This window comes from Jejuia sp. G7-7 (genome assembly GCF_055808955.1).
Genome location: NZ_JBVVSZ010000002.1, coordinates 1,279,396 through 1,292,480, shown reverse-complemented (window position 1 = coordinate 1,292,480; position 13,085 = coordinate 1,279,396). Strand labels below are relative to the sequence as shown.

Below are 13,085 nucleotides of genomic sequence, written 5' to 3'. Positions count from 1 at the left end.
TGCATGCTCCTCATCTGTTCCTACACCTCCTTGTGCTGTTATTCCAAAAATTAAGTGGTTTTGTTGGTATCGTTTTGTTTTGGTTTAAAAGTTCTTGACACAAAACACCATAAATAGCCTCCTGCAATTCATTTCGTTTTTCTTTAAACTCAGCTAAAACTGGCCCTAATAAATAACCATCTGTTGCAAAAGCGTGTCCGCCACAATTTAAACCAGATTCAATTCTATATTCTGAAATCCACAATCCTTTTTTGGCTAAAAACTTTCCTTGGATTAGTGCAGATCTGTAATCACTCACTTTTAAAATAATTCGTTTTTTGAATTGCCCATTTTCATCTGGAAAAAAATCATCAAATTGAGACATATATGCATACAATCTTGGATTCATTCCTGCAGAAAGCACCACAGACGAATTTAATTTACTATTTGCAAACCCACGTAAAGCCGCATGAGCATCATTATACTCAACAGGCAATTTTTCATCTTTCTTATAATTATCTTTATCTACCTTGGTCATGATGTTTACATCAATACTTCCAGCGGTTAATGAATCACAAGCCCATTTTTTTATTTCAGAAAAATTAAATTCTTTAGTTGTTAATTTTTTGAATTCAGCCTTAAGCTTAGAACTATTAGGAAGCATATCTATATATACCAAAAGATCATCACTTTTATCAGATGTAATATGTTTTAAAGATTCAAATTTTTCATCTACCAAATCACTCATCATATTCAAATACGAAGTAATTCTTTTTGCTCTAAAATCCTCTATTTTATCTGTAATTTCGGTATAAGGTATTTTAAATTTTTCGCTATACATTTTTCTTAATTTTTCCAGAAGAATATCATCTACTAGAGAAATTACAGAATCCATACCGTATTGTGCCACTTTAAACGGTGAATCTATCGTAAAACCAATCCCCATTACTGGAATATGAAATGAATGTGTGTTTTTCATGAGTACTTAATATTAATCGGCAAAGATATTATTAGTATAAGTACTAGAATATGATATAAATCATACTCTAAGTATTGAATTTCTCTAAAAAAATAGGACAGCCTATTTACTATTGATAAAAAACCCGGCTTTTAGAGAATGAAATAATTATCGAGAAACACACTTAGTTGCTTTTTTATTTAATTATTCTTAACTAAAATTCCATAAATAGCAAAAATTGACAAAACTTTAAATCGTCTGGGTGGTTCAGCAAACCTTTAGTATTTTTATGGCTAATTTTTACTTAAACTAAATTATGTCTGTAGAACCAAAGTTAACGAGATTCAATCAAACTGTTATGTCAAAATATCAAATATACAACAGTATATTTATGACCTTACCTTTTGATGCGGTTACAAAAACAGGCGTTTTATTGCCTTTATTTCACGAAACCTGTGAAAAAGGATTTAAAAAAGGTGATGACCCTACAACTATTGTAGAAACTTTTTTCACAAAATACCAAGCGCGTAGAAACAAACAAAGTCAAATAAATCTATTATTCAGATTTATACAATACATAGAAAGACAGGTGGTTTTATTTGATGCCATTGAAGATGCTGCATTTTCTACTGTAAATAATATGGATGGCGTTGGCACATTAAGAAACTTGAAAGGTTCTGCTACTTCCGAAGGAAACATAGAAGAACTAAAAAATATCTTGAAGAATTTAAAGTGCGTATTGTTTTAACAGCTCACCCTACTCAATTCTATCCAGGTTCAGTTCTTGGTATTATTACTGATTTAACAAAGGCAATTGAAGAAAACGACCTTTCAGAAATTAATAATTTATTTGGTCAACTAGGAAAGACACCATTCTTCAAACATAAAAAACCAACACCATATGACGAAGCTAAAAGTTTAATTTGGTACTTGGAGAATGTATTTTATGAAGCTTTTGGAGATATATACAATTATATCCAAACAAATATTTATGCTGATGGCAAGAAGCACAATGACATTATAAATATTGGATTTTGGCCAGGTGGAGATAGAGACGGAAACCCTTTTGTAAAGCCTAAAACAACTTTAAAAGTTGCCGCAAAACTTAAAAAATCTATTCTTAAAAAATACTATCAAGATTTAAAGAATTTAAGACGAAAACTCACATTTAGAGGTGTTGAAGAACGTATTATTCGTCTTGAAACTATACTTTATGAATACAGTATTGATTTAAAAACAAAAAACAAAATTACAGCCAAAGAGCTGAGACAGGAGTTATTAAGTATTAGAGATTTGGTAGTTGAGCAACACCAATCACTTTATGTTAATGATATAAATAACTTAATTAACAGAGTCCATCTTTTTGGTTTTAGGTTTGCTACATTAGACATCAGACAAGACAGTAGAATACATCACTCGGTTTTTACAACCGTAATAGATCATTTAATAGAAAGAGGTAATTCTTCTTTCCCAGATAATTATCATGATTTATCTGAAAGCGAGCAAGTAGAAATTCTTTCTAAAGCTAATGATGATATAGATGATTTAGATGTTTTTGAAGACGAAATGGTTAGAAATACACTAAAAACCATTTCAATTATAAAAGACATTCAGGAAAGTAACGGAGAGCGTGGTGCTAATAGATACATAATAAGTAATAACCAGACTGCGTTGAACGTTATGCAATTATTCGCCATGTTAAAAATGGTGGCTTTTAAGGATAATCTTACTGTTGATGTTGCACCACTATTTGAAACTATTCCAGATTTAGAAGATGCTCCTGCTGTTATGGAACAATTGTACCAAAACCCAGCATACATGGCGCATTTAAGATCTAGAGGAAGCAAGCAAAACATTATGCTTGGTTTTTCTGATGGCACAAAAGATGGTGGCTACTTAATGGCAAACTGGGGTATTTATAAAGCAAAAGAATTACTAACTGAAATGTCTAGAAAATACGATATTACAGCAATTTTCTTTGATGGCCGTGGTGGACCTCCAGCAAGAGGTGGTGGAAAAACGCATAATTTCTATTCGTCTTTAGGACCTACAATTGAAGACAAAGAGGTACAGATAACTATACAAGGACAAACGGTAAGTTCTAACTTTGGAACTTTAAACTCATCGCAATACAACTTAGAACAATTGATAAGTTCTGGTATTAAGAATAGAATTGATGGCGAAAAGAACAAATTATCTGATGAAGATAGATTTGTGATGAATGATCTTGCAGTAACGAGTTACGAGACTTATAAAGATTTTAAAAATCATGCCATGTTTATCCCTTATTTGGAACGCATGAGTACTTTAAAATACTATGCCAAAACAAATATTGGTAGTCGTCCTTCTAAAAGAGGAAATTCGGATAAATTAGTGTTTTCAGATTTAAGAGCCATTCCTTTTGTAGGTTCTTGGAGTCAGTTAAAACAGAATGTTCCAGGTTTTTATGGAGTTGGTACAGCTTTGAAAAAGTATGAAGATGCAGGAGAATTTGATAAAGTAGAACAGCTTTACCATAACTCTAAATTCTTTAAAACATTATTAGAAAACAGTATGATGTCATTAACTAAATCATTTTTTGATTTAACAAAATACATGGCAAAAGACGAGGAATTTGGTGACTTTTGGAAAATTATTTTTGAAGAGTACGAAACCACCAAACGCTTACTTTTAAAGCTTACTGGATATACTGAATTGATGGAAAACGAACCTGCAGGAAAAGCCTCTATACAGGTTAGAGAAAACATTGTTTTACCATTATTAACTATTCAACAATTTGCCTTAAAGAAAATACAAGAACTTGAAAAAGCTGGTGTTCCTAATGATGACCCAGAAAAACTTATTTTCGAAAAAATTGTAACGCGTTCTTTATTTGGTAATATTAATGCTAGTAGAAACTCGGCTTAAGTATATAATCCATATTTTAAAGATCAAAGCCTTCATTATTATAATAAAGGCTTTTTTTATATATACCGAATTTACCAAGTAATAAAAACCTCTATTTTATTGCATATAATGATGGATAAAAATGCATTCTAACTTTATGAAATCTTGCCGTTAAATTATTATGCCTTTTTCGATAAGAGATATTCCTATGAGTTACATAATACTTCGGTTGAGATATAAACATGTTCTCAAAAATTGACACCATTAAACCTGTTCTAAATAAAACCTCCTCAGGCAATGGAGATATATCGATTAAGTAAAAGAAAAATTCATCAATTTCTTCAATTTCATTTCCTCCCCATGAATAATTAATTGAACCAATTTTATTATCTGGATATCTAAACATTTCATATGTCTCTGAAAGTCTTATTGCTAAAATTAAAAATTTATTGAGCCCCTTATCCGATAATGATTGAATTCTATTAATTAATTTTTCAATTTTATGATTATTATATTTTCTGATATTTTCTTCTGGATTGATAGATAATAAAATAAGCTTTAATTGTTTTTCAATTGCTTGTTCAGCTAACACATATGCTTGGTTAAGCATTTCATTTAAATATAAGCATCTATATGATATATAGTCATCAGAGGCTATTGTATGTAAGTTAATTAACTTTCTATTATCTGTTAAGAATTTTAAAAATTCTTCTTTGCTCAACAATTCATTTTTCTTCAAAGTATTTCAGGTTTAAAGTTTTTAAAAAAATCATTCAGAAATCATAATAAGTATTTTTTTCTTGATTTTGAGACAAGTTACTAAATCAAAAGATCTCTGTATACTTACTACTTGTAATTTTTCGCACATAAAAGATCGAACTAACCTCTCCAAAAACAAAACAGCCTTTACTTTAAAAACACAAGTTAGCACACAATTGCGTTAGGGATTAAACGGCATGTTTGAAATCCCCGACGAAGGAGGGATTGAGTAGTGAAAGCCCGACCCTTTTCGGGTAACGCCCAAATAAGAAGCTTAGTTATAAGGTAAACTATCAATTCAAAGTATCTCCACCTTTCTCACCTGTTCTTATTCTGTAGCATTCTTTTATATCTGAAACAAAAATTTTACCATCACCCACCTCTCCTGTGCCTGCAGAACTAATAATGGCTTTAATTGTGGTATCTTCAAAATTATCGTTTACAACAATAGAAAGGTATCTACGTTGAATATCACTTGTGCTATACGAAACACCTCTATAAACATGCCCTTCCTTTTCATTTCCAATTCCAGTAACATCCCAATAGGAAAAAAAGTTTACACCCACTTGATGAAGCGCTTCTTTAACTACTTTATATTTAGACTTTCTTATAATGGCTTCTATTTTCTTTCATGATACTTTATTTTTTTACCATATCTTCATTGAAATGGTTTTAGTTTCTTTTATAAAAGTAAAAAATATTTTAAAGCCAAGACGTGTTACATCATAAATAACAAAAAAGGATGCCTTGTATAAAACAAGACATCCTTTTTAACAAACTAACTAAACTAATATACTATTAATGCTCGTTTAATCGGAAATCTGGATAAGCATCCATTCCGTGCTCATGAGCATCAAAGTCCTTCTAATTCTTCTCTTTCAGAAACTCTAATTCCTACTGTTTTCTTAAGAGTGAATATGATTAAGAAAGAACACACTATACAAAACGCTGCATAACATGCTACACCTGTTAATTGAATTAAAAATGTGTGCTCTGAGTTAGTTGAAAAGATTCCAACTGCTAAAGTTCCCCAAATACCACAAATTAAGTGTACTGCAATTGCTCCTACAGGATCATCTAATTTAATAGCATCTACAAATGAAACAGCAAATACTATAAGCGCACCTGCAATAGCTCCAATTATAATAGCGCTTTCTGGTGTCATAACATCAGCACCAGCAGTAATACCTACTAAACCACCTAATATACCATTTAAGAACATTGTTAAATCTAAATTCTTATACTTTAAGAAAGATACAAATGCAGCAACTACACCACCTGCAGCTGCAGCTAAACATGTGGTAACTAAAGTTAATGATGTTAATTCTGGATCAGCAGAAAGTACAGAACCTCCATTAAATCCAAACCATCCTAACCAAAGTATTAATACACCAGCAGTTGCCAATGGAATACTGTGTCCAGGGATTGCTTGAGGTTTTCCTTCTTTAAATTTCCCAATACGAGAACCTAATAAGTAAACAGCAACTAAAGCTGCCCATCCACCAACAGAGTGTACTAAAGTAGAACCTGCGAAATCATAGAATCCCATTTGGTCTAAAAATCCGCCACCCCATTTCCATGATCCAGCAATTGGATATACTAATCCAACGTATATTACTGTAAAAATCATAAATGGTCCAATTTTCATACGTTCAGCAACAGCACCAGAAACTATAGTTGCAGCAGTTGCAGCAAACATACCTTGGAATAAAAAGTCTGTCCACCATGTGTAACCTCCATCAGCATATTCTGTAGTCATTCCGTTTTCAGGAGCTGCAATTCCAAATCCTGCAAAATCAATAAACCCTGCAGAACCTTCTGCAAAACCAGGGTACATTAAGTTAAACCCACCAATATAGTAAAGCAATAGCCCTACTGTAATAATGAATATATTTTTAAATAAAATATTAATTGTATTTTTTTGTCTTGTTAATCCTATTTCTAAGAATGCAAAGCCTGTGTGCATAAAGAAAACAAGAGCAGTACAGATCATCATCCATACATTATTAGCTGTAAATAATCCTTCCATAATTATAAAAGTTTTTTTATTAATGTTATTATTTTAAAGTGTCACCACCTTTTTCTCCTGTTCTTATTCTATAACACTCATTGATGTCTGATACAAATATTTTACCATCACCAACTTCACCTGTGCTTGCCGCTTCAAGAAGCGTTTTAACAGTTATTTCTTCAAAATCATCATTTACAACTATAGATAAATGTCTACGTTGAATATCACTTCGTACTGTAAGACACGCCTCTATAAACATGACCTTCTTTTTCATTCCCTAAACCAGTAACATCCCAGTAAGAGAAAAAGTTTACGCCAACATTGTGCAATGCATCTCTAACAGCACTATACTTGGACTTTCTTATTATTGCTTCAACTTTTTTCATATTTAAATATGTTTAATTGATTAGTTAATATTTAAGAAAAGCACCTTCAGAATTTTTGAAGGTGCTTTTTATGTTTGTTAGAACGAGTAGATTGCAGCTAAAACAAAAGAACCTAGACTTTTAGATCCCATTAAGTCATTATCAAGAAACGACTCTTCGCTTGCGCTATCTAATCTAATTTCTGGCTTAATAGTTAAGTTATCAACTTCTAAACTACCTGTTAGAGTAACAGCAAATACAGAGTTATCTCCATTAGCATCAAAAGCAGTTGGGCCACCACCATTTCCTATGGCTCCAAACATATCGCTTTCTGTAAAATACTCTCCTCTTAATCCAATTGTAAATGCATCAGAAGTAGCTAATTGAGGATATAAAGCAACACCTGCAAAAGAACCTCCATCATCTTCAACAGTTAAATATGCTGCGTTAATTCCTAAAGAAGAAATCATCAGACAAATCAAATCCACCTGTAAAATCAATTTCAGTAAATGATGGATCTAACAAGAAGTTTAAATATTGACCTGCATATCCTAATTGTGCACCAAATGCATAATCACCTGTTGTATTAAACTCAGTAATATCAGTATCATTCATTACACCTAGCATTAAGCTAAAATCATCAGATAATGCGATATCAGCTTTAATACCTGTATGGCTAAAAGGACCATAAGAGAATAAATAAGATGTACTGTAGTTAAAGTTTGCAGTTGGAGAAATTACTTCGTAACCTAAAAAGGTATTAAAGTTACCTAATGTTAATGTTACACTCTCACTTACATTCCAATAAGCATACAATTGGTTAACAATATTTGAAGACGCGTAAAAAGCGCCAGCTTGTGGAGAGTTGAATACAGCATCAGCTCCTCTAGGACCAAATACTAAATCAGCAACAAAACCAGCTTTTTCGCCTTCGTAACCTAATACTACATTTGCCATACCTAAAGCAAATCCAGGTAATTGTGCAAATGATGAACCTGGCGCGATTGCGTTTTCATCATTTGGAGCAGTTAAATTAGCTCTATAATAAGCATCAACACTACCACTAACAGTAAATGATGGCTTAGTCTCTTCTTCCTGTGCAAATAATACAGTTGCAAAAAGAAGCATTGTAAGGGTAAATAATTTTTTCATAATTGTTTAAATTTTGGTTATTAATTTTTAAAGTTTATTTCCTTTAGACAGGGCTAAACTATTTAAAAAAGAAGTCTCCCCCTAAAAAAAGGGGGTATTTGATTAACTTTTATCATTTTTTTAGTTTTACCCCTATTTTTTTAAGGGTATTATGTTACTTTTTGATTTTATGAATTTTTAACAATTAGATAATTTGAATAATTGTCAGGTTTTACGCCTTTTTAGTGCTATTCTTTTTAAGAAAATCAATATTTCTTAGTTTTTATTTCACGGATTCCTATTTATACCTATATATTATAGATTGAATATTTATTAAAATATTTGATTATTATTGATGAAACCTATTTTTAAGTTCACTTAGATTAAAAAATCGAAATAATAAATATGCCCTATTGTAAATCAAAAACTAGCGCGTATCTTAGCCTTTCAACTCAAGTTTTTAAACTAATTTATTGTTGATTATGATTAAGAAACAAGGACTTTATTTACCAGAATTTGAACATGAAAACTGCGGTGCTGGATTTATTTGCAACCTAAATGGTGAAAAATCAAATCAAATAATCCATGATGCCCTTGAAATTCTAGTAAAATTAGAACACCGTGGAGGTGTAAGTGCTGATGGAAAAACTGGTGATGGTGCTGGTTTGTTAATTGATATCCCTCACGACTATTTTAAACGCGTTTGTAATTTTGAAATTCCTGAACAAAGAGCTTATGCTGTTGGTATGGTATTTTTACCTAAAACTTCAAACCAATATAATTATTGCAAAAAAACATTTTGAAGACGAAGTAAATACTCAAGGCTTATCTGTATTGGGATGGAGACAAGTTCCTGTAGACTCTTCTCAATTAGGACAAATTGCATTAGCATCTGAACCTAATATTGAACAATTGTTTATTGGCAAAACAGAAGCTATAGATGAAGCTACTTTTAAAGCTAAATTGTATGCGGCTAGAAAAATAACTGAACACGCTATCAGGGAATCTAAAATTTCTGAGAGTGGTTATTTTTATGTACCTAGTTTGTCAACAACTACTATTATATACAAAGGTATTATAATGCCTGAAGATATCGGACCTTATTATACTGACCTACAACAGATTGACCTAGTAACTCGATTAGCTTTAGTACACCAAAGGTTCTCAACAAACACTATGCCTACTTGGGAATTAGCTCAACCATTCCGCCATATGTGCCAGAATGGAGAGATTAATACGCTTCGTGGTAACGTAAGTAGAATGCGTGTTCGTGAAGAAATCATGAGAAGTGATGTTTTTGGACCACAAATAGAAAAATTATTCCCAATAATACTACCTGGAAAATCAGATTCAGCTTCTATGGATATGGTTGTTGAATTATTGACACATACAGGACGTTCTCTTCCAGAAATCATGATGATGATGATTCCTGAAGCTTGGGAAAAGCATGCTACCATGTCTGATGAACGTAAAGCATTTTACGAGTACAACGCCAGCATCATGGAACCATGGGATGGCCCTGCTTCTGTGCCTTTTACAGATGGTGATTATATTGGTGCTTTGTTGGATAGAAATGGTCTAAGACCTTCTAGATATACCGTAACTAAGAGTGGAAAACTTATTATGTCATCTGAAATTGGTGTTGTAGAAGTTGCTCCAGAAGATGTTAAAGAGCACGGTAGATTAGAACCAGGAAAAATGTTCTTGGTTGATATGAACGAAGGTAGAATCATTCAAGATGAAGAAATAAAAAGTAAAATTGTTTCTGAAAGACCATACCAAGAATGGCTTGATAAAACAAGGTTACACTTAAAAGATATTCCTTATAACAACGAAACTTGCCCAATTGAAACTATTGATATCAAAACGCGTCAACGTTTATTCAACTACACTTTTGAAGATATTCAAGAGGTTATCACACCAATGGCAATAGTTGGAAAAGAAGCTTTAGGTTCTATGGGTATAGATACGCCATTAGCGGTTTTATCTGATAGACCTCAATTAATTTCAAACTATTTTAAGCAACTATTTGCTCAAGTAACAAACCCTCCTTTGGATGGAATTCGTGAGGAAATTGTAACAGATATTAGCTTAAATCTTGGAAAAGATAGAAACATATTCAGTATTACAGAAAGACAATGTAGAAAATTAAAAATTCAAAACCCTGTAATTTCTAATGCCGATTTAGAAAAAATCAGAAGTATCTCTGTTGAAAGCTTTAAAGCTGAAACCATTCAAATGCTTTATCCAAAAGCTCAAGGAATGAATGGTTTGGAAGATGCTCTTGATGACATTATCATTCAAATTGAAAAAGCTTTAGAAAGAAAAACAAACATTATCATTCTTTCAGATAGAGGAGTAAATGAAGAGTTTGCACCTATTCCTGCTTTATTAGCTTGTTCTTATGTAAATCATGAAATGAATCGTTTACGTAAGCGTTCTTTTTTCGATATAATAATTGAATCTGCAGAACCTCGTGAACCTCATCATTTTGCAACTTTATTCGGATATGGCGCTAGTGCAATAAATCCTTATATGGTAAATGAAATTATCAGAATGCAAGTTAAAGAAGGCTTCATTACTGGCATGGATGAGCAAAAAGCTGTTGATAATTTCAATAAAGCTATTGGAAAAGGTATTTTAAAAGTGATGAATAAAATTGGAATCTCTACACTACACTCGTACAGAGGTTCTCAAATTTTCGAAATTGTTGGTTTCAATTCTCAATTTGTAGAAAAATATTTCCCATACACCGCTTCAAGAATAGAAGGTATTGGTTTATATGAAATTGAAAAAGAAATTGACCAACGTTACAAACAAGCTTATCCTGACAATAGTATAGATAAAAAACTTGGTTTAAATATTGGTGGAGATTATAGATGGAGACGTAATGGAGAACGCCACTTGTTTAACCCAACTACAGTTTCTAAATTACAACAAGCGGTTCGATTAAGTGATCAAGCTAGTTATGATGTTTATGCTAAAGCGATAAACGAACAATCTGAAAACTTAATGACCATTCGTGGTTTATTTGAATTTGACAACTTAGACCCTATTCCCTTAGAAGAAGTAGAACCTTGGACAGAGATTGTTAAAAAGTTTAAAACTGGAGCCATGTCTTACGGGTCTATATCTCGTGAAGCACATGAAAACTTAGCGATTGCTATGAATAGAATTGGAGGAAAATCTAATTCTGGTGAAGGTGGAGAAGATAGAAAACGTTTTCAAAAAGATATTAATGGCGATAGCCGTAATTCAGCAATAAAGCAAGTTGCTTCTGGTCGTTTTGGAGTTACATCACATTATTTAACTAATGCGAGAGAAATCCAAATAAAAATGGCTCAAGGTGCTAAACCTGGAGAAGGCGGACAATTACCTGGTGAAAAAGTACTACCATGGATTGCTTCGGCACGTAACTCAACACCTTTTGTAGGGTTGATTTCACCACCTCCGCATCACGATATTTATTCAATTGAAGATTTAGCTCAATTGATTTACGATTTAAAGAATGCAAATCGTGAAGCTAGAATTAATGTGAAATTAGTATCAGAAGTAGGTGTAGGAACTATTGCTGCCGGTGTAGCAAAAGCAAAAGCCGATGTGGTATTAATTTCTGGATATGATGGTGGAACTGGAGCATCTCCGTTAACATCATTAAAACATGCTGGTTTACCTTGGGAACTAGGTTTATCAGAAGCACAACAAACACTAGTTTTAAACAATTTAAGAAGTAGAATTGTTGTAGAATGTGATGGCCAGTTAAAAACAGGTAGAGATGTTGCTATTGCAGCTTTATTAGGTGCTGAGGAATTTGGTTTTGCAACTGCCCCTTTAGTAGCTTCAGGTTGTATTATGATGCGTAAGTGTCACTTAAATACATGTCCTGTTGGTATTGCAACTCAAGATAAAGAGTTACGTAAAAACTTTAAAGGCACACCAGAACACGTTATTAATTTCTTCTATTATATCGCTGAAGAATTAAGAGGTATTATGGCGCAGTTAGGGTTTAGAACGTTAGCTGAAATGGTAGGTCAAACACATAAAATAAATGCTAATAAAGCGATTAAGCATTATAAAGCGAAAGGTTTAGATTTATCAAGTATTTTACACAGACCTGCTGCATATAGAGAGTTGACTGTTAGAAATACAGAGCAACAAGATCATAATTTAAAGAACGTTTTAGACTTTACTATATTAAAAGATTCTCATAGAGCTTTATATAGAAAAGAAAAAATGACTTTAGAATATCCGATAAACAATATAGACCGTACAGTAGGAGCTATAGTTAGTAATGAAATTTCTAAAATTTACGGACATTTAGGTTTACCTGAGGATACTTTAAATATCAATTTCACAGGTTCTGCTGGACAAAGTTTTGGGGCTTTTGGAGCTCACGGACTAACGTTCACTTTAGAAGGAAACACAAACGATTATTTAGGTAAAGGATTATCTGGCGCTAAATTGATTGTTAAAACCAGCTAAAGCAGACTTTATTGCCGAAAACAACATTATAATTGGTAATGTATGTTTATTTGGAGCCGTTGCAGGTGAAGCCTATATAAATGGTATAGCAGGAGAACGTTTTGCAGTAAGAAACTCTGGAGCAACAACAGTTGTTGAAGGTGTTGGAGACCATTGTTGTGAATATATGACTGGTGGAAAAGTAGTTGTTCTTGGTAAAACAGGAAGAAATTTTGCTGCAGGTATGAGTGGTGGTATTGCTTATGTTTATGATCCTGAAAACAAATTTGTAAACGGATTGTGCAATACAGAAACTATAGAATTTGAAGACATCACTAGTGAAGATGCAAATGATTTAAAACAAACTATTGAAAAGCATGTGCTTTATACAAACAGTAGTCTAGGTTCAAAATTATTAGCAGATTGGGATGCTAGTTTAGGAAACTTTGTGAAAGTGATGCCTATTGAATATAAACGTGCATTAAAACGTTTAGAGACTGAAGAACAAATGGTAGAAGAATTAACAACAGCATAG

Annotated in this window: 3 protein-coding genes and 5 pseudogenes; 2 read left to right on the top strand and 6 right to left on the bottom strand. The window is 32.4% G+C overall.

Annotated features, from left to right (window positions below; genetic code table 11):
- Window positions 1-10: 10 nt before the first annotated feature.
- Window positions 11-958: a hypothetical protein gene (locus AC0L5U_RS16190; protein WP_473417498.1), complete on the bottom strand. Its 948-nt coding sequence runs from the start codon at window positions 956-958 to the stop codon at window positions 11-13.
- A gap of 295 nt (window positions 959-1,253) precedes the next feature.
- Here AC0L5U_RS16190 and AC0L5U_RS16185 point away from each other — a divergent pair.
- Window positions 1,254-3,844, top strand: a pseudogene (locus AC0L5U_RS16185) (phosphoenolpyruvate carboxylase).
- Window positions 3,845-3,935: 91 nt separating this feature from the next.
- Here the strand turns inward: AC0L5U_RS16185 and AC0L5U_RS16180 are convergent.
- The 5 genes and pseudogenes from AC0L5U_RS16180 to AC0L5U_RS16160 all read right to left on the bottom strand — a co-directional run bounded on the left by AC0L5U_RS16180 (window position 3,936) and on the right by AC0L5U_RS16160 (window position 8,110).
- Window positions 3,936-4,562, bottom strand: a complete 627-nt coding sequence (locus tag AC0L5U_RS16180) for a HEPN domain-containing protein (RefSeq protein WP_473417497.1) — start codon at window positions 4,560-4,562, stop codon at window positions 3,936-3,938.
- Between the two features lie 313 nt (window positions 4,563-4,875).
- Entirely contained in the window at window positions 4,876-5,205 is a 330-nt protein-coding gene (locus AC0L5U_RS16175; RefSeq protein WP_473418316.1) for a P-II family nitrogen regulator, read from the bottom strand.
- A gap of 175 nt (window positions 5,206-5,380) precedes the next feature.
- A pseudogene (locus AC0L5U_RS16170) lies at window positions 5,381-6,611 on the bottom strand (ammonium transporter).
- A 28-nt stretch (window positions 6,612-6,639) separates the two neighbouring features.
- Window positions 6,640-6,979, bottom strand: a pseudogene (locus tag AC0L5U_RS16165) (P-II family nitrogen regulator).
- Window positions 6,980-7,056: 77 nt separating this feature from the next.
- Window positions 7,057-8,110 (bottom strand): annotated as a pseudogene (locus AC0L5U_RS16160) (outer membrane beta-barrel protein).
- 461 nt (window positions 8,111-8,571) lie between these two features.
- Between AC0L5U_RS16160 and gltB the strand changes: the two are divergent.
- Window positions 8,572-13,085 (top strand): annotated as a pseudogene (gene gltB / locus AC0L5U_RS16155) (glutamate synthase large subunit).

Excerpts from the sequence above, each read along its gene's own strand:
- AC0L5U_RS16190 (WP_473417498.1), bottom strand. The coding sequence starts at position 958 with ATGAAAAACACACATTCATTTCATATTCCAGTAATGGGGATTGGTTTT.